A 21901-nucleotide genomic window follows, 5' to 3' on the forward strand; every position below is an offset into this window, starting at 1 on the left:
TCGATCCGCGCGGAACGCTCGCTGAGCGTTACCTTCGCGAACATCGCGGCCTGGACCTGCCTGAGAGCGTCGCGTACTCGGCGATCCGCTTTCATGCGGGCCTGCGCTATGAGGGCGGCAAGTATCTCCCTGCGATGGTCTGCTTGCTGCGCGACATCACTAGCAACGAACCGACCGGCATTCACCGCACTTTCCTCAATCGATACACCGGCGAGAAGATCGACCGGAAAATGCTTGGCATCGCCAAGGGCGCGGCCATCAAGGTGGACGCCGCGTCCTCCTCGGAACTCACGATCGGTGAAGGCGTCGAGACGGTGCTGGCGGCGCGCGCTGCCGGCTTTACTCCGGGATGGGCGCTGGGATCGAGCGGTGCTGTGCGCTCCTTCCCGGTGCTGCCGAATCTGAACGAGTTGACGATTCTGCAGGAGAACGACCCGACGAGCCGGCGGGATACCCAGGAATGCGCGCGTCGTTATCTCGGCGCACGCCGTCCGGTCAACATCGTCGAGACCAAGATCGGCAACGACTTCAACGACTGCTGGAAGGCGCGCGGCGATGAATAAGCCCTTCGCCGTGCATCGGCTGATGCCGAATGACATCGTGACCGAGGACAACGCCGCCCAGCAGTTCGTCCAGCTCCATGGTGATGATCTCCGCCACTGCCATTCTCACGGCAAGTGGTTTCGATGGAATGGTTCCTATTGGGAGATCAATCACACCAGTCTTGCATTCCACGCGGCACGCGAGCTGGCGCGGCAGCTTGCCGAGAATGAGGAGGACCGCAAGCGTTACAAGATCGAAGCCACCAACTTTGCTGGCGGCGTGGAACGGTTCGCTAAGTGCGATCCGAACGTCGCCGTCACCATGGAATTCTGGGATCGCGACCCCTGGCTCCTGGGTACGCCGGGCGGCACCGTTGATCTGCGGACCGGGGTGCTGCGCCCTGCCTCGCGCGAGGACGGCATCACCAAGGTCGCCTCGGTAGCGCCGGACGGTAGCGGTTGCCCGCGTTGGCTTCGCTTCTTGGTTGAAACTACTGGAGACGACGGCGAGTTGATTCGGTTTCTGCAGCAGTGGTGCGGGTACTGCCTGACCGGCGTTACGCGCGAGCACGCGCTGGTCTTCGTCTACGGCCCCGGCGGCAACGGCAAGTCTGTCTTCCTGAATACGGTCACCTCGATTCTGAAGCACTACTCCGTCACGTCGGCGATGGAAACGTTCACGGCATCAAAAAGCGACAAGCACCCGACCGAACTTGCGATGCTGGCTGGAGCGCGGCTTGTCACCGCGAGCGAGACCGAAGAGGGCCGCGCATGGGCCGAAGCACGCATCAAGGCGCTGACCGGTGGCGATCCGATCACCGCGCGCTTCATGCGGCGCGACTTCTTCACCTACGCGCCGACGTTCAAGCTGATCGTGATCGGCAACCACAAGCCGGGCCTGCATAACGTTGATGATGCAGCCAAGCGCCGATTCAACATCGTGCCGTTCATCCTTAAGCCGGCCACGCCGGATCGAGACCTTGAGCAGAAGCTGATGCAGGAGGCGCCCGGAATCCTGCAATGGATGATCGAGGGTTGCCTCGACTGGCAGCAGCACGGGTTGGTCCGCCCGAAGTGCGTCGTCGAGGCCACGGCGGAGTATTTCAGCGATCAGGATCTGTTCCGGCATTGGCTCGAAGAGGAATGCATCTGCGAACCGGGCAATATGGACATCTCGGAGGCCAGCAGTGTCCTGTTCAAGTCTTGGTCCGACTACGCCAAGGCGGCGGGAAATAAACCGGGCACGTCCTCGACCTTCAAGGACAATCTGACGGCGGCCGGGTTCAAGTTTTACCGGGGCGCGAAGGCAAGGGAGTTCTTCGGGATTCGCCTGCGGCCGAAGCAGGAATGGGAGTAGCCCATGAGGAAGGATGATGACGGCACTGACGGCGTTGACGCATTTTCCGGATTAGTCGCTTACGCGCGCGCGTGGGGCCTCAAACCGAAAATGGCGTCAGCAGCGTCAGTGGCGTCAGAGCTCTCGCACCTCTCATGGATAAGGCCAATCGCGGCGGAATTTCCCGCCGCGCCCCGCGATGGTGAAGGGACACATCACGGCGGGCTCACACAGGTCCCAATCACGAGTGAGGATTGAAATGCGAACTACCGATTCACAAATCTTGATCGAAATGCCTGGCGTGTGCGATTGCAGCTTCATAGGCTCATGGCTTCTGATGGTGGCACGAGCGCAGAGCTTCTGGTCCGAAAAGTTGCACGATCGCGTCTTTCGGAATTCGGCTTCCACGCTGTCTCGGCATTTTGATCCGTTCCAACGCGCTGCACTTAAGGTTCTGAGCGCCGCGCCGTTCCCCTCCTATCCAGAGAATCCCTTCCTGGTCGTCGATTTCGATGAGACCGAGGTCTTCAGCACGGCATTTGCCATGATGGTCCAGCTCGGCTTCTTCCGTTCCGACGGCGGGAGCTATCGACTGGAGGTCCCGAAATCCGTCACCATCCACAAGGTGAAGCGCGCCGCGTCGAAGGTTGCGTCGAGCACGACGAACGGTGCGATGGAGAGCCTGTTGCACACCATGCCACATGGAACTGAAGCCGCCCGACTCATGTGAGGCCACTAACTACGGCTTGGCTGCCTCGGTTTGGGTCCTTCCCAGACCGGGGCAGGCTGCGGGTTGCGCAGCCGCGCAGTGCAACCCCTGGGATGAGCCGCGATCGAGGCTACAACAACTACAGGAGTAAACATCGTGAAATTGATCTCGGCATTCGGCGCCGCCGACATGCTGGAGTTGGACCGGCAGACTGTCCGGCGCGCCTTGCGTTACGTGGCACCGGATGGATACGAGAAGAAGCAGCCACGTTGGCGGATGAAGACGATTGTTGACGCAGTCGATCAGCATCTCGGCCGCAATAGCGCGCCACGGGCTGCCGATCAAACCCGCTTGGATGTTGCTTTCAGCGAATTCGATGAGGGCTGCGAAGCCCTCCACGTGATTGCTGATCTGAAGAAGCGCCGGCAGGATGCTCGCCGTCTTATTGCCCTCTTGATCGAGCTGGACGACGCCATGCGAGCCGCCGCTCGCCTAGCTCGCGAAGACGATCTTCGTGCCTCCCTCCGCTGTGACCAGCACTTCCGGGTTGCGATGCGCCGCTTCGAGAGCCCGTGTGAGTGGACGCATGATGAGTGCTGGAAGATTCTCGACGCCATTGCCGGCGACCCTGCGCGTTCGATTGGAGGCGCTTGACCATGGACGCCGGTACGCGAGAATCGGGCGACATCGCTGACGATGAGGATGTTGTCACTTCCTTGAAGCAGACGATCGCAGAACTGCGGGCGCGCGTTGCGGAACTCGAACAGCCACCGCCGCAGTGGACGCCGCTGAAGCGAGGGGCAGCGGTCTGTGGTCTGAATTACGAAACGGTACGTCTGTGGGCCGAGCGCGGGCTGATCGACGCCTGCCGCGAGGGCGGGCGTTGGATGGTTAACTTGACCAGCCTGAAGGCACGACAGGCGCGTATCTTTGGTGGGGCTCAGGGATAGATGTTGGCTCCAATAGAGAGTAGCGAAGGAACACTTGCCGCTCGTTGTACTGCTAGACCATGGACCGGGAGAATCTAGTCATGTCGGCTTGTCCGCTCTTGGAGGTACACCGGAAATCGCGCCCCGTTAGGGCGACCGCCGCTTTTGACCCGAAGCGGACCTTTCCGCTTCAGAAACCCAAATGCGCCAGAGCCAGCAACTGGTTGGTCAGGACGGTTCGTCGTGCCGACGACGGCACCCATTTCAGGGCTGCCGCGTATACTGTCCGAGTTGCCTCACCGCGTTGACGTAAGACAGGTCGCGGCCAAAATCGCTCATACATTAAGAGCACCATTGTTGTTTGGCCGCTGCAGGAAAACGTCGTGATGGCGGCGAGGATGATCATGACGCCGCTCAGGCCCAACCAGAAGCGCGGACCTGTCTCGCCCTCGGAAGCCTTAACAGCGGCCCAGACGGCGATAACCCCGTCGATCAGGGCATGGGCTCCCCACAGCAAGGTCAGCGTAACCAGCGTAGGACCACGCCAAAAGAATGCGAGAACGCCAAACCCGATAAAGACGATTGCGCGCAACAGCACGAGACACTGATCGTCGGTAAGTGGCATCGGTAGCTTCGTCATTGGTCATATGCTCCATCAATTGCTTTCGTGCAGCGACCGCCGCACCAGCGAACGTGACCGATGGATAGGGTCACGCGCGCCAAGCTACTTGTACGACCATGCTTGTTTGGGACGTGTTTCTCTCAATTCATCAGGAGGCCATGCTCGTTATGCGGATTGAACCAGCGGGCTTCAGCGGTCCGCACGCCTCTTCTGACTTGGCCCCGGCGCAAATCCCGAAACAATGAGTTTCGATAGTTTCCGTTGTCGACTTTCCGACGAAAGAGCAAATTACAGGGAAGAGGCAGGAGTGAGGTTGGGCTATGGGTGTGAACCTGGAAGCCGTAGACCGGCATCGCGCTTATGGAGACTATCTGGCGGAGCGCTTCCATCAGAGAGAGCCAAGGTCCCACGTCTCTCGCACGCGCAAGCACGACGTGCTGGCGGTGACCCAGATCAGGTCTCACGCGCCAATGTCAGCGCCCAGCCATTCGGTCGCCCGTGATGAGGCCTATCACGTCTGCCTAATGATCGAGAGTTTGCCGGACCTCGAGCTGTGGCAAGACGGTCATTCAGTCAAAGCAGAACCGTTCAAGGCCGGCACGACGGGGCTATTTGACCTTCGCCGCGACCCTCGCGGCTTTCATCGGACAGGGTACAACATTCTTCCGTTCTACTTACCCCGAGCGGTGCTCATCGACATAGCGCAGCAAAAGTGTGTGCGGTTTGATGGTGAGCTTCAATATACCTTCGGCTCGAGCTACGACGATGCGATCATCCGTAATCTCGGTTCGGCGCTGCTCCTTGCACTTGAGCGAGATCATCGCGTTGATGGATTGTTCCTCGACCACATTCTTCACGCGGTGGGCTCTCACGTCGTCGAGCGCTATGGCGCGCCGGGGGCGACGCGAGCACACGCGAAGGGTGGGCTGGCCTCTTGGCAGGAGCGGCGCGCTAAGGAACTGATGTCGGCGAGCCTTAGCTCCGACGTTACACTGAAGCGGCTCGCGGAGGAGTGCGGATTGACAGTCTCGCATTTTGCGCGGGCCTTTCGGCAATCAGCGCAGGTTCCTCCCCACCACTGGCTGCAAGAGCGCCGCGTCGAAAAGGCCCTCACCATGCTCGCGGGCCGCGAGGCGTCGCTTTCGGAAATTGCCATAGATTGCGGCTTCGCGGATCAGAGCCATTTCGCCAGGGTCTTCAGGCGGCACATCGGCATTAGCCCGGGGAAGTGGCGCAAGGAAAATGCCTAGAATGGTCGATAAACCGCGTAGTCTCCGCCGTCGTCCTCAAGTCGGCAGCAGTTTGTGTCGGATGCCGCAGACGAAGCCTAAGAGTATAGGAACTTCCGCATCTGGCCCTTAGCTGAACAACGCGGAGCCAATTCGGATGTCGGCGATCGGCTGCGAACCTGACGCGGGGCCGCCTTTGCCTCGACTGCCGCTTATGACCGATTGTGTTGCAAAAATCGTTTTGCAGGAGATGTCAAAAATTCTGAGGACCGTCGGCGCGTTCTTCGTATAATGATCCGAGGGACCTCATCGCCTTGCGCGAAATTCATGGGCGACTTCGGTAGCGCGACTGAGGCGATGCGAATCATCGACCTCTTTGCGCTTCAGGTTTTCGCCAAACATTTGGGCCGTTGCAACTTACGATTTTTGCAACACTATCGGACACCATTGTCGACTGTCGCTGTGAGACAAGGTTGTGCCCATGGAACCTGACCGATTGCCGACCTGTCCACGAACCCGATTCGAAGGCTGCCGCAGTACTCTCGACGCCACGGCGCGGGTGATGCGGACGGGGGTCACCCTCGAACATGTATGTATTGCTGCCATTTCCCGGATGAGCGGCAGCGCACAAGATCGTAGCAGGCCAGTTCCGAATTAACTGGAGCAACCCTTTCATTGGTGGCACGTTAGCAACCATCGCCGACCGGATCGTGGCTTTTATCGGTGATGAGAACGCCGGTAGCGCTCCCGCCTTCCTCTCATGGAAAGGAGCAGCGCCGTGCAGCACCGACGCCGCATTAAGCACACCAAATCCCTCGAAGAGCGCCTTGCTGAAGAAGCCAAGGAATTGCGCGCGACGGCCGCAACCCTTCCACCAGGTTACGAGCGGGAGGCGCTGCTGCGAAGGGCTCGGCAGGATGAAACTGCCGCGCACGTGACCGAGTGGCTAAACTCGCCCGGCCTCAGGCCGCCGACCTAAGCACAGTGGGACAATCGCGGGCCGACAAGTGCCGCAAGAGAGCGGAACAATGCCGCTTGAATGCAACGAATGAGCGAAGTGCGTCCGGCGAAGAGGCGTGGCTTGAGCTTGCTGCCCAATGGACAATGCTGGCGGCCGCCTTCGAGCAAGAGGACGGTCCACCGCAAATGAATGGCGGAACGCCTAACAAGTAAAGGCCGCCTCAGTGGGCGGCCTCATCGCGAACGCTCTATTTGGGTGCGCCGGTCGGGCTACCCGAACCGGTGGTCTGCTCCCCTCCCGGTTGGCCCGGGGAATGCGCAGAAGCGCCCGGCTTCTCTTGATCGGCCACGTATCCGGACGCTCCGGAGTTGCGTGTCTTGATCCCTTTGTCCGCATCACGCTGCATCTGCTCGTTGGGCTCGCTCGTCTTGAGCCCTTTATCGACATCACCGTGCATCTCATCCTTGGTTTGCGGACTGGGCGCGGCCTTTTGCTCCTGTGCCATTGCATGGAAGGTAATCGCGCTTCCGGCAACTACAATCATCGCGAGAATTGCTGTTCGCATACGTCTCCTCCATCGCGTTGCCCCGGTCCGATAAACGCATGAACTTCCCAACCTTTCCTAGTTCCAATCGCAATCTTTAGTGGGTGCGCTTACCGCACAAGGTGGGCTGTGCTCGATGACGCCTATTGGCCCATCCTGGCCAATCGCAGCCCTATGCCCGATGACTGCTTCCGGCTGAACAGCGGACGCGCTCATTGGATTTCGTTGGATTGCGGCTAATGCGAACCTGTCTCGTCATTGCGTAAACTGGTCGTGAAACGACAGGAGCAACGAGTGGCGATCTTCAAATCCAATCCCGACAAAACCATCCAGCGTGACATCGATTCCGCAACCGCCAACCGTGACCGGCTCTCCATGAAGCTGGCCGACTGTGATCAAACCATCGCCCGGAACGCTGCCGCGGCCAAGGAAAGCGCCCTCAGCGGCGACGATGCCGGCCTTGATGCCGCGGAGGCTTCGCTGCGCGCCGCTCAGGATCGCGCCACGACCCTCAAGACGGCATTGACGGAGATGAACCAGCGGTTGGCTGATCTGGAACGCGCCAAGGAGGAGGCCGCCGACAAGAAGTTGCGGGCGGAAACCGCAGCGGAGATCGATCGCCTGATTGGCAAGCTGACGGAGGTCGGTACCGAGTTCAACGAGACAGCGGTTCGCCTGTCCGAGCATACCGCGCGCGCCGTGCCGCTCGTGTTTGACGCACTCGGCCTCGATAAGTTCGTGGCGACGTGTCGCGCGGAAGTTCCTTCCGCTCTGGAGTTGGTTACTACGCTGCTTCGTGCTCACGCGGACGCTGTGATCGCCGGCACGGCGCCAGCGACCCTGCCGCGGGGCGAGGATCAGCACGTCCCGGCGCCGGCTCAGGCTGCCACTGAGCCGCATTTCGCGTATCGCACCGTGAAACCTAAGCCCGCCTTCAAGGGCTACGTTCGGACCTAGAAAGGAGGATGATTTGAAATTTTGTCCACCCGGCGCCGAGCCTTTCCGCACGCTGCACAGAATCGATGGTTGGTTCGGTAGCCCCGAAGAAGTGCCTGACAGCGTCGTCCGACTGATCGTCGGCAAAATGCCTACTGCCGCTCCTCGCAGCGTCGCCGAGGCTACGCGGGCGCGGATGATGGTGCGTCAACTGAAGTACGAGTTGTCGCAGAAAGTCGTTCTCGCGCGGCGTAATCGGTTTGGGCTCGAAACGCGGTAACCCAATCGCGCGCATTGAATCGGGGGGCGAGGAATCGGCATCAGGAGGCCAGAGCACCTTCTTTCGGGCATGGGGTTGAATGCCTCTTCTCAAGCGGACTCGGGCGGATGTAACCCGAATTTCGCTTTGGCGGCCTCGGCGTCAATCCTGATGTCGAGGCCGTCTTTGGGCAACGGAATGATGCGCTATCGAATGACGTTGACCCAGATGCGACCGGACTCAGCAGTGGGCTGTACTGTGTACGTCACACGCCTGGTGACGCGGGCTCCCCTACGAGCGGCGAACTGGCTCAGCTGAGCCACCGCACGCATTTCGTTCTTGGAAGCCAGTTCTGAAAGGAACGCGCGTAAATCGATCTCAACTGTTGCTGAACACGTTGTTTTGCCAATTCGATCGTTAACGCCATCGAGTGTATAGTCACGCACTGTCACCGCTGGCGACTCGCGCCCTGGTTCCGGCCGTTTACCTGTAAGTTGACCAATGATGATGCGTCTCACCACATCCTCACCGTTCACACAGGACTCAAGAGAGGGGTCTCGTCGCTGCTGGGGTTTGTTGTATTGCGCCGACTGGGCCAACACTATGGCCTCGCGCATATCGCCGATTTTGATATATCCGTGTTTCTGAAGGTGTTTTGCGAGCGCTTCTGGGAACGTAAGGTCCCTAGCCTCTCCTTTGGGCATTCAGCCACGGCCCTGTAGTCCGAGCATTCCTGCAACGACCAATCGGAGTCACGGTCGTACGATGCAAGCATCGTTTGCCATGCTTCGGTAAACTGGCCCAGTTGCGTCTTTGTTGCGACCCAACCGCCCCAGTAACCGTTTGATTTTCGGCTGTCGCGATCCATCGCCTCGATATCGCTGAGCCTTCTCTTGAGGATGGTGCGATAGGACTCCTCTAATGTAGCGTCAGTAATGCCGGTGCCCCGCAACCGGCTTATTCTGACTGGTGCGATGGATTCAGCGTAAGAAGCAAAGGCGTAGTAGAAGGAGTTATCGAAGGACAGGAGTTCGACGTCCCCGCCGCCGTCAACATCATCAAAGAAGTATCCGCTGCCATCGAGAGTTTCGGCGTCCACCACGACCATTTTGTTTGAGCTATCTACCGTGACGATCTTAGTCACGGTGCAGCAATGAGCCCCTGCCCAGTAATAGGTAAGCACGACTTGCGGAAACGGCGACGATCGGTCGAGCTGAAATATGCGGGCATCAGCCTCTGGCTCGTCGGCCGGCTGTTGGTCACCCAGCTTTACATCGAGGCGGCGCCCGTCACCGAATGATAGATGAAAAACTGGATATTTCGATTCCGGTGACTCGGCAGATGATGCGCCGTCTATTGAAATTGTAAGCTCGCGGTACTTGATCGAAATGGGTGCCTTGCCGTCGAAGTGCAACTGAGCAAGGGCCTTCGATTGTGCGAAAGCTCTTTCGGAGTGAGAGCAAAGAACGAGGAACACTATTGCGAGTGTTACTAGGAATTTTACGCTGACATTTTTCATTCGGATCAATTCTTGCACGATTTGGCAGCACAGGAAAATGCATACCGTTTTGAAGTCGAACCTTTCTAAGAAGAGTGTCTGAGCCCTTCTCGATAGAAAGAAACCTCGGCCATTGGCATTTTTGCAGGTCAAGCCAGTTACTTCGGGAGAGCATGATCTTACCGAGCTGTATTGTCTGGCCGTAAGTCTCGGAGTATCAGGTGGGGAATCTACAGAGCTGCGAGCGGGATGACTGTCTCGATCCGCGCAATCCACGCAATTTCATTCATCCTCGCAACGAAATGCTCTGTGTCATTTCCCTTTCCCGGAGCGCCCCAACGATCTGTCTTGTCGAGTACATGACGACAGATATCAGTGCACTCGTGAAGTAAACGATGGCCGCGAGAACCATATCGACAACCGTCCTACTAGAGGCCAGCATCACGAAGCATACGATGAGCGCAACGATACTGACGATGATTGTAAATGCGTCACCTGAACGCGCAGCGTAAATGAATGGCGCGATGGCAGTCAGGAAAACGCATACAGCGATGGCAATCCCAACTATCACCGATCCGCCTGTCGTCATTGATGGGGCGACCTGCCTCACGATCGCATCGACGTCGGGTTTCGGAATGTCTCCCGTGTAGACGAGATAACCGTATCCGCCGATTAATAGGGCGATCAGAGCAAAGGAGGTGAACTTCACGGCAAAACGGACGTATTCCATGCAAGCCCCCACGGGCGACGTTCCGGGTTTGGTCAGACCCCAGCCGGCCCTTGCGCGATGTCGATGACGTGCCGATCGGTGCCGACAGTTATGACGATGGTGTAAGACTTCGCCCTTCCACCTTCGCTGGCGACCGGTGGCGCCAAATGCAATTGCCCGCCGTACCACTCACCAGGCATGAGCGTGTTGTCCTTGATGACTGATTGTTCGAGGACTGCCATGTTGCGCTGGCCTGTCTCAACCGTAGCAGCGATCATGGCCTCGTTCTGCACAGTCGCGTTGCTCTGCGCGATAGCCGCCGCGGTCGGGCTATAGAATGTGCCCGTTTGACCCTTTGGAGTCGTATAATGGCCGTAACCGGCCTGAGACGCGCTGTAGGCATTTCCTGCTGCGGCCAAGCCCGTGAAGACTGCCGCGGCTACCTGCCGGTTCTTTTCCTCTTGGACTAGCATTTCATAGGTGACGACCTGCATGCCGTAGTCGGAGCCGGCGACGTGCTGCGCTGCTTCGACTTGAGCGACCCGGAAATCTACAGGGGTCTTGCTCAGGTTATTGATGGCAACGACGAAGACGGGCCGTCCGTTCCCGCGTACTTGTCGTGAAGCGGGACGAACTAAGACAAGCGAACTCTTCTGCCGAGACACGAGGGCTGCCTGCCCATCTCGCATAAGCGCCTGTTGTTGTGGATTGGATGGCCGAAACTGAACCGTCTCAGCGTTGGTGACGCAGCCGCCTAACGCGGCGCACAGCGCCACGATCCCCCAAGTACGCATGACTCATTCCCCAGACCCGCGCGCATAAGAGCGCAACCGGCGGGCGAGATCAATAGAAACTACCGCTGCTGTGTAGTGACCGGCACATAGACGATAGTTGTGTGTGCACGAATGAGTTTTGTGTTGCGGGTGCCACCTAGCTCTAAGCATCTACAACCGCCGCCAAATCTGTGCGGCGATTTAGGGAGAACTGATTTGAAAAAGGTAGCGATACTCGCGGTGGCGCTTCTGTGCTCAACGACCTTTGCTGAAGCTAGGGGCGGCGGTGGCAGGGTGTCCTACGGAGGAGGTTCCCACACTTCCAGTCACGGCGGCTCATATGTCAGAGGATCAGGATCGTCTCACAAGGGCGGCACCTATTCGAACCCTAGCAGCGGCAACCAGTACGGAACACACAAATAGTACTGCTTCAAACCCGGCGCCGGGTGATCTCGGTGTCGGCGCAGTCCTACTTGCAGGCGAGATACTCCCTAAATACCCACCCCACGGGCCGAGAGTAAGCATCGGCTATATGTGCCCACCGCTTGCCTTGAGAGTCTTTTGCCTCGTCCAGAATGCGGACAAGCTGTCCATTAGAAATAGCCGAGAGTATTTGCCCCTGGGGCGTGGCTCGAACATTCAACGGCGTCGAGGTTGGATCGATCACCACGCACGCTAATGGGTCATCGGGCGGCATGGGAGAAGATGCCGTTCCCGCGAACGCAAACGCACTACAAGAGATCTCGCCCGCGGCCGCGAGAATGAAAATTAGAATCCGACGGCGATAGATGGCGCGCAAGGCTATGCTTCCTCTCCAAGGCAGAAAGATAATTAGTCGGCGAAAAGAAAACAAAGCGATTCTGCCGGATTGTTAACGCCTTGCAATCCCCTGAACGAAGGCCCCGAACAGTTGCATCATTTGTTGCTGGTTCACTTGATTGATGCGCTCTTGATTGAGCTTTTGTAGTTCAAGCTGATAGCCACGTTGTGCCCCCGCATGCCCGAGCTCCGCAGCTCGCTGCAGCAGAGCCAACTTGGTCTGCTCCGGGTTTGGCGTTGCGACCTGGCCTTTGTCGATGAGATCGACGAGGCTCACCATTGAATCAGCATCACCGAGTGCGCTCCCACGCTTAAGTAGCGTAATAGCTGTAGTCACATCCTTGCGGTCCCATAGATACATTCCGCCTAGGTTGTCGAACGCCGCAGGATAATTTGCCTGGACGAGACGGAAGAAGATATCGAATGCTTGTTTCTTATCCTTGAATTGGGCGGCGCGGCCAAGCTGATACTGATAGCGGAGCTCGGTGGAAAAGACCGCTACGGCCTTGGTACAAGCATCGTACGCTTGATCAGCTTGGAGCTTCAAAGCGTCAAAAGATACGCCCGCGCCTGTCCTCCTGGCGTCAGTTGGGTTGGCGGCGAGGCGGTCGCACTCGTCCCCACTTTGTTGACGCTGCCGCAATTCACCGGCAGCAGATTCCCTCGCTAGACGATCACGCTCGGCCGCTTCTCGGGCCTGTTGAGCCTCGCGTTCAGCACGTTCCCGTGCCTCCTTTTCCCTTTGCTCCTGCTCCGCCTTCTTGCGCGCGGCGATCGCCTCCTGTTGTTGCCGCCAATCGGAAATCACATCGCGGGTGATGATTGTGAATGGATCGCCTGATCGAGGGTGAAAGCCGGGGCCATCGTAGAACTCATACTGCCCGGCCTCGTTGCGCCAGTACCACACTTTTGCAGCGCCCGTTGTCGGATCGAAAAAGCCAAACTTCTCTGGGTCCGGGACGACAACCGGCACACGCCGAACAACCTTTGCATTCTGTTGTTTCCACGCCTCGACGACCTCTCGGGTGACGGGTACCAGTTCGTCGCCAGTCTGGGGATGAAAACCCATGAGGTCAAACAACTGGATTTGGCCCTGATTGCTCTTGAAATACCAAACGACCGGCTCGCCAGTCGTCGGATCAAAAAACGCTGGATCGCTCGAGGTTATCTGTGTCGGCCGATGCCCCCGTTTGTACTCTGCAATCTTCTCAACGATCTGGGGCGTTAGCGGACGGCACTCACGACCTGTCTCCGAATCAATCCCGACACGGTTGAGGGTCTTGATGCTGGTGCGCGTCATCACGTAGCATTTCTCGGCAACACCATTCTTGCGGAAATTTGTGTCGATGCGTCCCAGCAGCAGCGAATGTCCGAGGATAAGTGCGAGCAGGCCCGCGTATCCTATCCGCCGCTTTTGCTTGGAGAACGAAAACGAATAGCCCGCAAGAACTACAACGGCGGCAAAGCTGGCCCAAAGGATGGCTCGCGTTACCCCAGTATTTAGGTCGTACGCATCTGCGAGTTCTTCCGCATAGGTCCGCGCTACGTAATAGTAGACTAGTTCATTGCAGAGCCAGAGAATCAGGCCGCCGATGATTACACACGCTAGAATGACGACCGCAAATCGGGCAGCAATGTTCAGCCGCCCGAACGGTTGCGCAATCTGATTGCGCAGCTTCTCAATTAATTGCACTTGCCAGCCCCCCGGCGTGCACCCGTTCGTCGGGTGCCAATTCCTTCGGTTACGTTGACTCAGCCCAAGATTGAGAATACGAGCCTGAGCGGCCGGTTGTCAAAAGAGAGTTTCCAAAAACGGGGCAAAGCGGGTTGTGTGCGAATGCGAGCCGCATACGACGGGCATCGACGTAGCGATTGACCATGCGGAAGAGCCCGTTCACTAGTGCAGCCGCGTGCGCGGTGCCGTTGTTGCGCTTCTGTCGATCCCAGGGTCGGGATGCTGCTCTCGCGCTTGCGGATGCAGCGGCACGGCGTCGGCCGATGCCCCCCGATCCAGTCGTAGCCTTCGAAAGCGGCCCGAAGTGGTAGCCTGCAAGGCGGGGATAACCTTTCGGAGAGCGCTTGACACAAGCAAAGCGAGCGGGGCGAATGGGCCGTTTTCGGGGGCAGGCTAATGAAATCTCTATTGGCGTTAGGCGTTGCGGCATTGCTGTGCGTTGGTGTCACGGTGACAGAGGCGACGCAGGCTGAGCGTTCACCAGGGATCACCGAGAAGACCGCCCGTATCGCGCTTGTTCGTGAGTTCATTCGGGAGATGGAAGTCCTCTACCGCTTGCAGGAAACTGCAAAGGAGGAGCTTGCCGAGAACAGTTCAACCGTCGGCAGACTAACAACAGGCATAAGGGTCGGGTCTCGCACTCTGTTTGAAATGCGAGAGAACGCGAGTCGCCTCGACAGGATCGGCCTCGATATTCGCTGGGGGGAGTTCAGGGACTTGCTCAAGTCGTTCCACAGCCAGCGAATGGCGGGTGTGGAAGAGATGACACAAATGTCCAAAGCAATGCTCAGTGGTCCAGCTCCCGGTGTGAACTACGGTGCAATGACCGCTCGCGCACCTGAACTCACGGCTCAGGTCGAACAAATCGACAAGACTATGTTCACAATGTCGCAGCCCTTATTCCTTGCGCTGGTGGATGAGGGACGAGTGGAAGCCGACGGTAAACTCCATCACCTCATACTCAACAAGAAGGATCGGGCAGACATAATCCATACAATCGACATTGCCTTCGGCCAATCACTAGATGACAAAAATGCCACCAGCATCGTGAACGCGGCTTGGGCAATAAAGTACGGATTGACGAGGCCAAATTACAAAGCTGCTGATGAACCGTAGAGCTGGGGGCGCGAAGTGGCTCAGTCTGATGATAGTTTTGGCTGCTTGGTGCTTTTGGCCGTAGCGGTGGGCGGTTTTCTTGCTTTTTCCAATTACGGTTGGAGCAATTCGCTCTGGTACTCCACCCAGTATGGAGTTGGCTTTGATGACGTTCAGACCGATGCCAAGCCGAACGACTGCGACTTTATACACGCACCACTCGGTGATAAGGGGTGTAGCTACAAGGCACACGTGAAGGTCTACAACGCTGATGGTGTGCTGGTGGCTGGTGAGAACGCTCCGAAGTATGGGAGCGACACCAAGACAGCAAAGCCCATCATTTCCTACGACGGCGGCAAGAACTGGGACTGGTATCTTGGAGCAACCGTTCCTAATCCAAAGCCAAAATCTGTCAGAGTGTTTTGGGTCAAGGAATAGTCGTCGTCGATGAACTCGGCGTCGAAGGCTGCGCTAAGGCAAACAGGCTCTTAGCCCCGCGCATCGAGTACACACGCCCGCACCTTGGGATGGCGCCAAAACCATGCCAGAGGAATCGATTGACTGATTTGATTGATCGCGCGCATATTCTTCTGAACCGTAAGCAGCCCGATCGGCGTGCCGTCGGTATTCAGCTCAACGAACACGTGAGCCCCGATGCGGTCGGCGACAACAAAGGCTTTGTTGCCGATGCCGGGCGAGATGCCGATCCGGGCGTACTGACCGTCGTTTTGATTGGTGTCGGGCGAAGTAACGATAAAAATGTCCTCATTGTAGCCCGCGATTTTGCACCTCAGCACGTCGGCAGCCGAAAGTGTTGGCGCAAGCATTTGAACGGCAACGAGACAAACAACTAGCACCGCACGAACTGCATTTTTCATTTGGTTTGTCCGGAAAATCATCGATCGGCTAAGCGTCTTTCCGATTCAGACAGAAACAAGATTGTTGAAGCCGTCATGTGGAGGACATAACCAACAAGCTCATCAGGAGGCTCGGGTCGAGCTTGTGTGCCCGAACCATGGCCCGCTTGGCGATTCCGTGCAGTTGGAATGCCCGACTGAAGAACGGTCCGAAGGGCAGAAAAGTGGCCCTGCCAAAATGATGGGATCAGCCCTTGTGTGAGACAGATATTCACCAGATCGGACGCCGTTGCCCTGTTCTTGTCGTAAGCCCAGCCCCGCTTATCGCAAATAGCTTTCATGGTGCTCTCAAAGGACTTGCAGGCGTCTATTAGCGCTTCTTCCTTCTTCCCATGCCGATAGTGCTCGAACGCGCTCAAGAATTCCTCTTGCGCGCCAGCAAAGTGTTTCCCGCGCAGCACGGCCAGAGCCGGGATAACGGCTTCCATATGGATGAGCTGCGAATCGACTCTTACGAGTTTGCCGTCCGTGAATTGATATCCTACCCCATGCTCTTTAAATCTAGTATTCAGCTCCTCCACGACGCCATCGGCAATTTCTCGATTTTTCCTGTAATAGAGGTAGTCACGTTCCCCGCAGTATGCCTCGATTATTCTGAACGTCAGTTCAATTGCATCAAGGACGCGCTCATTGTCCTGCTCATCAAGGAACCAGTTAACGAGGTCATCCTTAGCGTGTTCGCGATTCCGTGGGTCCCTCGCGTTAGACAGCCTGAACAATCCGTATTCGCGGCGGAGAATTTGAGTAATCTGCAAGTACGTATCTTGAATCTTTTCTGCGTCGTCCGGCCCATCCCCCGTGTAATATGGAACGCCTATGCCCTCGTCCCACATATGGACCACCTGCGTTCGCAAAACGCGCGGAATGCTATCGTAAGTAAAGACGTCGGCTAACTGGCCGAGTTCTTTCGTTCGTCGCTTAGAATAAAGTTCCCAGACTGCCATCACTTCGTCTGCCCGCTATGATCTTCCTTTAGAACTTCAATGACGATCCGAATTTGCGCCTCTGCTATCAGACGTCATCGTCCTCATCCCATGCTCGGCGACGTCTGATCACAAGGTCACCATCAGGATTACTGTAGACGGCGATGGCGTCCTGCTGGCGCACAGCCACGGCATCGGTGTCCCGCCAGCTGAAATCTTCGTTGTCATCGTTCACGGCTTTGCCTTTCTGCGAATCGCGAGTGATTACCGTGACACAATGCAGAGTAGCGATATGAGGGTTAGGGCCGTTGTCCCGATTATTCACAGGTGTCGCCGGTAGGGAGCGACATCAAACCGGGGGATTCCGCGCCACCGTATTGCGCGGGAGGCCTTAGCGGATCGGGACACAGCGGAGGACACACGAAATGCAATGCATTGATTTATCAATGTTTTTTGCGCCGCCGCCTTCCCTGCGCAGTGGTTGGACGGCTTATGCCGTGCTCTCCCGGGAGCCGAGTTCGTTCTGGCCTCCCTCGCCCTCGCGGAATTCGCCGGCATCGCGCCGGTTGACGCAACTGCCGCATCCGCCGCATGACAATCACTCCAAGCGGATGAAGGGAAAAGCGCGCGGTGTTGGATGGCGTAGCCGCGGAGTTGAGGCGGATCATAAAGGACTCGCAAAGGCGCGTCCGCCAGGAGTCGTCGGACCGAACGTAATGACGATGGTGAAGCAGGCCGTTGCGGGAGAGAACGCCAGGGATGTCGATTGGAAGCTCCGCCGGATGACGAACAAGTAGGCCACCGCGCGCGTCGAGCAAGACACTTTCATCTGTGGCATGCGTCAATGTGCCTGTCTTTCCCAAAACAGTACCCGCATTCACTGCATTCTCGAGGAATGCCCGCGCCCCGTCGTCGATGGTCAAGGTTGGCGCGTCAAGCCGTGCAAAATGGTGTATACTCGCAAACCGGTAGTGTTTCAGCCTGACGAAGAAGACGCCCCTCGGAACAAATGCAACGCAGCGTCCTACGTTGGAGGACGTCGCGATGCAATTGTGCATCACAACCAGAGGGGAAGTTGTTATGAAGCGACGTTCATTGCTCTTGGCATTGTGTTCTTCCGCTTTCATCTCTGCACCGGCACTGGCCGATGAGGTCAAGCAGGAGGCTGAAAAAATAGCCGTCGCCTACACCGACTGCGTCGCCAAGAAAGACGCGGCCTGTGTCGCTGCGCTCTATACAAAGGACGGGGTCCAGATCAACCCGGGCGGTGTGTTTTCCGATCTCAAGACCGTATACGAAAACAACTTCAAGAACGGCACCGATCATATTGAGATCAGAGTCGGCAACATGTCGGTCATCAACAACGATCTGGTCGTTGCCAACGGCGAGACGGACATCTTCGGCAAGGATCCTAAGAGCGGTGACGCCACTAAGGTCACGGTGTTCTGGGGTTCCATCAACATCCGTGAAGGCGGCGCTTTAAAAATCCGCCAGTTGACCGTCGGCATGAAGCCGCCCCCAGCTAAGGAAGCCAGCGCCGAGAAGAAGTAGGACGTCATCAAGTCATAAGTCACCGCGCGCCCATCCTCTTTTGAGGGTGGGCGTTTGATCTTGTTGCACGACGGGTGGCGGGGTGTTTTGCCTGACGAGTCACGTCTGTGGCCCGGATTGCGCTTCGCTCCATGGGGCTACGTCGGATCAGCCCCTGTCCGCCACTTGTCCATCGATTCAAAAATGGCGGTTCTGGGCCAGCTTGGATGAGCCTCCTTCCCGCCGGACCACGTCAAGTGAACTTCGGCCACTCTTCCATCTTCCAGCGAGGCAAGGACGTCGTCACGGTTCATCTCGCCTACCAAGCACCTTGATCTCCAAACCGACAAGCGGGTGCCGGTCGCCAATCTCCTTCCTTAACTCCTCTTCCAGAAGAAGGCGCTCCCGTTCATCGATGACTTGGACGCCAGGGCTCAAGCACCTCACGCCACTGCGGCGTCCGGCACGCGCGCGGCTTCCATCGGCTGCTTGCCGCGGATGAGGTCCGAGGCGCGGTCGGCGATCATCATGGTTGACGCGTTGAGGTTCGCCGAGATCATGCGCGGCATCACGGAGGCGTCGATAACGCGGAGGCCCTCCAACCCATGGACGCGGAGCTGGTCGTCGACCACCGCCCACGTGCTGTCCGCAGGTCCCATGCGGCAGGTGCAGCCGGGGTGGAAGGTGGTGGTGCCGCGCTCGGTGGCGGCGGCGAGGAATTCGTCGTCGGTGTTGATGTTCGGACCCGGGAAATCCTCGTAGGCGTAGTAGGGCGACAGCGGCGCGCTCTTCAGCAAATTGCGCGCGAGCTTCATGCCTCCGACGATGACGCGGCGATCGAGCTCGGCGTCGAGATAATTGGTCTGGATGATCGGCGGGGCGAACGGATCAGCCGAGCGGATGCGGACATAGCCGCGGCTCTCGGGGCGCTGCTGCCAGGAGGCCACCGTCATGCCGGGCTCGTCCTCGAGCTGGCCCTGCACGCCTTCCTTGTAGGACGCCGGCGTGAAGGTGAGCTGCAAATCCGAGCTATCGGCGCTCTCGCCGGAATGCCAGAAGCAATAGACCATGGTCGGCGACAGCGAGAGCAGGCCGCGGCGCGCGGTCGCCCATTTCAGCGCCTCGATCCACAGCGAGAAGCCGCGGCGCAGCTCGTTGATGGTCTTGATGTCTTTTACGCGCGCGACCGTACGCGGGGCGTAGTGGTCCTGAAGGCCTTCGCCGACCGGCAGCGCGTGACGCACCGCGATGCCGTGGGCGCCGAGCAGATCGGGTGAGCCTACCCCGGAGAGCTGGAGCAGCTGCGGCGAATTATAGGTGCCGCCGGAGAGGATCACTTCCTTGTTGGCGCGCACTTCCACCGGCGCGCCACCGCGTCCGCCCTTGGTGTAGCGCACACCGACGGCGCGCTTGCCTTCAAAAATGATCTCGGTCGCGTGCGCGTGGGTGTGCACATGGACGTTCGGCCGCTTCATCGCGGGCTTGAGGAACGCGGTCGAGCCGGAGACGCGCAGGCCCTTGTCGATGGTGCGCTGGCAGTAGGAGACGCCTTCCTGCTTAGCGCCGTTGTAATCGGGGTTGCGGGGAATGCCGAGCGAGACCGCGCCTTCCATGAAGGCTTCGCAGAGCGGATCGCGCCAGTCCATGGTGGTGACGGTGAGGTTGCCGTCGCGGCCGCGATAGGTGTCCTCGCCCTCGCCGACCCGCTTTTCCAGCCGCTTGAAGTAAGGCAGCACGTCGGCATAGCCCCAGCCGCGATTGCCCATCTGCGCCCAGGTGTCGAAATCCATCCGCTGGCCGCGATTGTAGATGTGGCCGTTGATCGAGGACGAGCCGCCGAGCGTCTTGCCGCGCGGCGCATAGATGCTGCGCCCGCCGGTGTAGGGCCCCGGCTCCTGCTGGTAGGCCCAGTTGATGCTCTTCATGTGGAAGGTCTTGATGAAGCCCGCCGGCAGATGGATGTAGGGATGCCAGTCGCTCGGCCCGGCCTCGAGCACGCAGACGCTGACGTTCGGATCTTCGCTGAGCCGGCTGGTGAGCACACAACCCGCCGATCCCGCGCCGACGATCACATAATCAAATCTATCCATGGTGCCTCGGCCGCTCCTAGCGCGGCTTGTCGTTGAGCTGAAATTCGAGATGCGTCTGCACCGTCGGCCATTCGGCGGCGGTGATGCTGTAAACCACGGTGTCGCGCAGCGTGCCGTTCGGTGTGACCTGGTGGCTGCGCAGAATGCCGTCCTGCTTGGCCCCGAGGCGCTCGATGGCGCGGCGGCTCTGATGGTTGAAGAAATGCGTGCGGAACTCGACCGCGATGCAGTTCAGCGCCTCGAAGGCGTGCCGGAGCAGCAACAGCTTGCACTGCGTGTTGAGCGGCCCGCGCTGCGCGCCCTTGCCGTACCAGGTCGAACCGATCTCGACGCGGCGATTCGTGGCGTCGATGTTCATGTAGGTCGTCATGCCCACGATGTTGCCGCCGGCATCGAATACGGTGAACGGCAGCATCGAGCCCGCAGTCTGCAAGGCCAGCCGGCGGTCGATCTCCTTGCCCATGTTCTCCGGCAGCGGGATCGCCGTGTACCAGAGTTTTGACAGCTCGCCGTCCTTGACGGCCTCCGTCAGCCCCTCGCGGTGCTGATGCGAGAGCGGCTCGAGACGGGCGTGCTGTCCACGCAGGGTGACGGGATCAGGCCAGGGCATTTGGGACTCTCTCCTTTGTCATTGCGAGGAGCCACCCGGTCCCGCCTTCGGCGGGCCGGATGACAGGCTCCTCGACGAAGCAATCCAGACTGTCACCGCGGACGCATTCCTGGATTGCTTCGCTTCGCTCGCAATGACGGTAACTAGCATCGTTCACTTGTTTAGGAAATTGAGCGGCAAACCACCGCGCGGCCAGTCCATGGCGATGAGCTCGCCTTTGCCCGACAGCGTGATGTAGGCGGTCTTAAGCTCGGGGCCGCCGAAGGCGATGTTGGTGGTGACGCGATCGCCGGTCGGGATCTGCTCGACCAGGGTACCGTCAGGCGCGATCACCGAGATGCAGCCGGATACGAGGGTGGCGACGCAGACATTGCCGTTCGCCTCCACCGCGAGCGAGTCGAACATCTGGTAGCCGCCGAGGCCGCAGATCGGCTTGCCGCGCTCGCCGCGGTAGATCACGTCAGCCGGCTTGAGTGTGCCGGGCGCGGAGAGCTCATAGGCCCAGAGCCGCCCGGTCGGCGTCTCCGCGATATAGACGGTGTTCTCGTCCGGCGAGAGGCCGATGCCGTTGGCCGGCAGCACGCCATGCACGACCTCGACGATCTCGGTCATGCCGGGCTTGAGATAATACATGCCGCCGACATCCATCTCGCGGGCGCGGCGCTTGCCGAGATCGGAGAACCAGAGGCCGCCGTGCTTGTCGAAGACGAGGTCGTTCGGCCCGCGCAGATCGTGCTCGCCGCATTTGGTCACGACGGTCTCGACCTTGCCCGATTGCAGATCGACGCGCTGGATCGAGCCGCCGAGATAGCCGTCCGGCTGCGGGCCGGGCATGATCATCTTGCCGGTCGGAATCCAGGAGAAGCCGCCATTGTTGCAGATGTAGATCTTGCCGTCGGGGCCGAGCGCTGCGCCATTCGGGCCGCCCGGCACCTTGGCGACGACCTCCTTGCGGCCGTCGGGATAGATTCGGGTCAGGCGCTGGCCGCGAATCTCCACCAGCACGACCGAGCCGTCCGGCATCACCACTGGGCCCTCGGGAAATTCGAGGTCGGTGGCGAGAACGCGAACGTTGGACATAACATCGGACATGGGGACCCTCCCGGCTGCTTGTTATGGCTTGCACGGGATGTCC

The 21901-nt window shown here is 58.8% G+C and carries 25 protein-coding genes; 12 read left to right on the top strand and 13 right to left on the bottom strand.

What is annotated here, in order from left to right; genetic code table 11:
• The 5 genes from OWC48_RS27805 to OWC48_RS27825 all read left to right on the top strand — a co-directional run.
• A partial coding sequence (locus OWC48_RS27805) for a toprim domain-containing protein (RefSeq protein WP_282522845.1) occupies positions 1-563 on the top strand: 563 nt, incomplete at its 5' end.
• On the top strand, positions 556-1899 hold the full coding sequence (locus OWC48_RS27810; RefSeq protein ID WP_282522846.1) for a phage/plasmid primase, P4 family: 1344 nt from the start codon (positions 556-558) through the stop codon (positions 1897-1899). The genes OWC48_RS27805 and OWC48_RS27810, both read left to right, overlap by 8 nt.
• Positions 1900-2137: 238 nt before the next feature.
• On the top strand, positions 2138-2608 hold the full coding sequence (locus OWC48_RS27815) for a hypothetical protein (protein WP_282522847.1): 471 nt from the start codon (positions 2138-2140) through the stop codon (positions 2606-2608).
• Between the two features lie 135 nt (positions 2609-2743).
• A complete protein-coding gene (locus OWC48_RS27820; protein WP_282522848.1) occupies positions 2744-3241 on the top strand; it encodes a hypothetical protein in 498 nt (165 codons plus the stop codon).
• Positions 3242-3243: 2 nt separating this feature from the next.
• Positions 3244-3537, top strand: a complete 294-nt coding sequence (locus OWC48_RS27825; RefSeq protein ID WP_282522849.1) for a hypothetical protein — start codon at positions 3244-3246, stop codon at positions 3535-3537.
• A 169-nt stretch (positions 3538-3706) separates the two neighbouring features.
• On the opposite strand, the gene OWC48_RS27830 is transcribed toward OWC48_RS27825, so the two are convergent.
• The gene (locus tag OWC48_RS27830; RefSeq protein WP_282522850.1) at positions 3707-4156 is read right to left on the bottom strand and encodes a DUF308 domain-containing protein; all 450 of its coding nucleotides are present in this window, start codon (positions 4154-4156) and stop codon (positions 3707-3709) included.
• Between the two features lie 302 nt (positions 4157-4458).
• On the opposite strand from OWC48_RS27830, the gene OWC48_RS27835 reads away from it, so the two are divergent.
• Positions 4459-5388 carry an AraC family transcriptional regulator gene (locus OWC48_RS27835; RefSeq protein WP_282522851.1) on the top strand — a complete coding sequence of 310 codons (930 nt, stop codon included), beginning with the start codon at positions 4459-4461 and terminating at the stop codon, positions 5386-5388.
• Positions 5389-6145: 757 nt separating this feature from the next.
• Positions 6146-6346, top strand: a complete 201-nt coding sequence (locus OWC48_RS27840; protein ID WP_282522852.1) for a hypothetical protein — start codon at positions 6146-6148, stop codon at positions 6344-6346.
• A 229-nt stretch (positions 6347-6575) separates the two neighbouring features.
• On the opposite strand, the gene OWC48_RS27845 is transcribed toward OWC48_RS27840, so the two are convergent.
• Positions 6576-6893 carry a hypothetical protein gene (locus tag OWC48_RS27845; RefSeq protein ID WP_282522853.1) on the bottom strand — a complete coding sequence of 106 codons (318 nt, stop codon included), beginning with the start codon at positions 6891-6893 and terminating at the stop codon, positions 6576-6578.
• Between the two features lie 273 nt (positions 6894-7166).
• Between OWC48_RS27845 and OWC48_RS27850 the strand changes: the two genes are divergently transcribed.
• Positions 7167-7829: a hypothetical protein gene (locus OWC48_RS27850; protein ID WP_282522854.1), complete on the top strand. Its 663-nt coding sequence runs from the start codon at positions 7167-7169 to the stop codon at positions 7827-7829.
• A gap of 13 nt (positions 7830-7842) precedes the next feature.
• Positions 7843-8088, top strand: a complete 246-nt coding sequence (locus tag OWC48_RS27855) for a hypothetical protein (protein WP_282522855.1) — start codon at positions 7843-7845, stop codon at positions 8086-8088.
• A 580-nt stretch (positions 8089-8668) separates the two neighbouring features.
• Here the strand turns inward: OWC48_RS27855 and OWC48_RS27860 are convergent.
• The 5 genes from OWC48_RS27860 to OWC48_RS27875 all read right to left on the bottom strand — a co-directional run bounded on the left by OWC48_RS27860 (position 8669) and on the right by OWC48_RS27875 (position 13559).
• Positions 8669-9586, bottom strand: coding sequence for a hypothetical protein (locus tag OWC48_RS27860; protein ID WP_282522856.1), 918 nt, complete (start codon positions 9584-9586; stop codon positions 8669-8671).
• Positions 9587-9851: 265 nt separating this feature from the next.
• A complete protein-coding gene (locus tag OWC48_RS27865; RefSeq protein ID WP_282522857.1) occupies positions 9852-10295 on the bottom strand; it encodes a hypothetical protein in 444 nt (147 codons plus the stop codon).
• A gap of 32 nt (positions 10296-10327) precedes the next feature.
• Positions 10328-11068, bottom strand: a complete 741-nt coding sequence (locus tag OWC48_RS27870; RefSeq protein ID WP_282522858.1) for a hypothetical protein — start codon at positions 11066-11068, stop codon at positions 10328-10330.
• Between the two features lie 448 nt (positions 11069-11516).
• Positions 11517-11744 (bottom strand): SH3 domain-containing protein, encoded by a 228-nt coding sequence (locus tag OWC48_RS47215; protein WP_368860676.1) that lies wholly within the window; start codon positions 11742-11744, stop codon positions 11517-11519.
• A gap of 174 nt (positions 11745-11918) precedes the next feature.
• The gene (locus OWC48_RS27875; protein ID WP_282522859.1) at positions 11919-13559 is read right to left on the bottom strand and encodes a tetratricopeptide repeat protein; all 1641 of its coding nucleotides are present in this window, start codon (positions 13557-13559) and stop codon (positions 11919-11921) included.
• A gap of 438 nt (positions 13560-13997) precedes the next feature.
• On the opposite strand from OWC48_RS27875, the gene OWC48_RS27880 reads away from it, so the two are divergent.
• Both OWC48_RS27880 and OWC48_RS27885 read left to right on the top strand, forming a co-directional pair.
• Positions 13998-14717, top strand: coding sequence for a hypothetical protein (locus OWC48_RS27880; RefSeq protein WP_282522860.1), 720 nt, complete (start codon positions 13998-14000; stop codon positions 14715-14717).
• Between the two features lie 15 nt (positions 14718-14732).
• The gene (locus OWC48_RS27885) at positions 14733-15134 is read left to right on the top strand and encodes a hypothetical protein (protein ID WP_282522861.1); all 402 of its coding nucleotides are present in this window, start codon (positions 14733-14735) and stop codon (positions 15132-15134) included.
• Between the two features lie 50 nt (positions 15135-15184).
• Here the strand turns inward: OWC48_RS27885 and OWC48_RS27890 are convergent, their stop codons facing one another.
• The 3 genes from OWC48_RS27890 to OWC48_RS27900 form a co-directional block, all read right to left on the bottom strand.
• Complete coding sequence (locus OWC48_RS27890) at positions 15185-15574, bottom strand: hypothetical protein (protein WP_282522862.1); 390 nt, start codon at positions 15572-15574, stop codon at positions 15185-15187.
• A 17-nt stretch (positions 15575-15591) separates the two neighbouring features.
• The gene (locus OWC48_RS27895) at positions 15592-16557 is read right to left on the bottom strand and encodes an STM4504/CBY_0614 family protein (protein ID WP_282522863.1); all 966 of its coding nucleotides are present in this window, start codon (positions 16555-16557) and stop codon (positions 15592-15594) included.
• 67 nt (positions 16558-16624) lie between these two features.
• A complete protein-coding gene (locus tag OWC48_RS27900) occupies positions 16625-16771 on the bottom strand; it encodes a hypothetical protein (RefSeq protein WP_282522864.1) in 147 nt (48 codons plus the stop codon).
• A gap of 845 nt (positions 16772-17616) precedes the next feature.
• On the opposite strand from OWC48_RS27900, the gene OWC48_RS27905 reads away from it, so the two are divergent.
• Positions 17617-18087: a nuclear transport factor 2 family protein gene (locus tag OWC48_RS27905; protein WP_282522865.1), complete on the top strand. Its 471-nt coding sequence runs from the start codon at positions 17617-17619 to the stop codon at positions 18085-18087.
• Between the two features lie 422 nt (positions 18088-18509).
• On the opposite strand, the gene OWC48_RS27910 is transcribed toward OWC48_RS27905, so the two are convergent.
• From OWC48_RS27910 to OWC48_RS27920, 3 genes are all read right to left on the bottom strand, one after another.
• Positions 18510-20156, bottom strand: coding sequence for a GMC family oxidoreductase (locus tag OWC48_RS27910; protein ID WP_282522866.1), 1647 nt, complete (start codon positions 20154-20156; stop codon positions 18510-18512).
• A gap of 16 nt (positions 20157-20172) precedes the next feature.
• Positions 20173-20766, bottom strand: a complete 594-nt coding sequence (locus tag OWC48_RS27915) for a GNAT family N-acetyltransferase (RefSeq protein ID WP_282522867.1) — start codon at positions 20764-20766, stop codon at positions 20173-20175.
• 153 nt (positions 20767-20919) lie between these two features.
• Positions 20920-21846: an SMP-30/gluconolactonase/LRE family protein gene (locus OWC48_RS27920; protein WP_282523019.1), complete on the bottom strand. Its 927-nt coding sequence runs from the start codon at positions 21844-21846 to the stop codon at positions 20920-20922.
• Positions 21847-21901: the final 55 nt, after the last annotated feature.

Origin of the sequence: Bradyrhizobium sp. Arg816, from assembly GCF_029989365.1 — a bacterium.
Lineage (GTDB): Bacteria > Pseudomonadota > Alphaproteobacteria > Rhizobiales > Xanthobacteraceae > Bradyrhizobium.

Coding starts and splice junctions, on each gene's coding strand:
- OWC48_RS27810 (WP_282522846.1), top strand. CDS start 556: ATGAATAAGCCCTTCGCCGTGCATCGGCTGATGCCGAATGACATCGTG.
- OWC48_RS27815 (WP_282522847.1), top strand. CDS start 2,138: ATGCGAACTACCGATTCACAAATCTTGATCGAAATGCCTGGCGTGTGC.
- OWC48_RS27825 (WP_282522849.1), top strand. CDS start 3,244: ATGGACGCCGGTACGCGAGAATCGGGCGACATCGCTGACGATGAGGAT.
- OWC48_RS27830 (WP_282522850.1), bottom strand. CDS start 4,156: ATGACGAAGCTACCGATGCCACTTACCGACGATCAGTGTCTCGTGCTG.
- OWC48_RS27835 (WP_282522851.1), top strand. CDS start 4,459: ATGGGTGTGAACCTGGAAGCCGTAGACCGGCATCGCGCTTATGGAGAC.
- OWC48_RS27845 (WP_282522853.1), bottom strand. CDS start 6,893: ATGCGAACAGCAATTCTCGCGATGATTGTAGTTGCCGGAAGCGCGATT.
- OWC48_RS27860 (WP_282522856.1), bottom strand. CDS start 9,586: ATGAAAAATGTCAGCGTAAAATTCCTAGTAACACTCGCAATAGTGTTC.
- OWC48_RS27865 (WP_282522857.1), bottom strand. CDS start 10,295: ATGGAATACGTCCGTTTTGCCGTGAAGTTCACCTCCTTTGCTCTGATC.
- OWC48_RS27870 (WP_282522858.1), bottom strand. CDS start 11,068: ATGCGTACTTGGGGGATCGTGGCGCTGTGCGCCGCGTTAGGCGGCTGC.
- OWC48_RS47215 (WP_368860676.1), bottom strand. CDS start 11,744: ATGCCGCCCGATGACCCATTAGCGTGCGTGGTGATCGATCCAACCTCG.
- OWC48_RS27880 (WP_282522860.1), top strand. CDS start 13,998: ATGAAATCTCTATTGGCGTTAGGCGTTGCGGCATTGCTGTGCGTTGGT.
- OWC48_RS27890 (WP_282522862.1), bottom strand. CDS start 15,574: ATGAAAAATGCAGTTCGTGCGGTGCTAGTTGTTTGTCTCGTTGCCGTT.
- OWC48_RS27895 (WP_282522863.1), bottom strand. CDS start 16,557: ATGGCAGTCTGGGAACTTTATTCTAAGCGACGAACGAAAGAACTCGGC.
- OWC48_RS27905 (WP_282522865.1), top strand. CDS start 17,617: ATGAAGCGACGTTCATTGCTCTTGGCATTGTGTTCTTCCGCTTTCATC.
- OWC48_RS27910 (WP_282522866.1), bottom strand. CDS start 20,156: ATGGATAGATTTGATTATGTGATCGTCGGCGCGGGATCGGCGGGTTGT.
- OWC48_RS27915 (WP_282522867.1), bottom strand. CDS start 20,766: ATGCCCTGGCCTGATCCCGTCACCCTGCGTGGACAGCACGCCCGTCTC.
- OWC48_RS27920 (WP_282523019.1), bottom strand. CDS start 21,846: ATGTCCAACGTTCGCGTTCTCGCCACCGACCTCGAATTTCCCGAGGGC.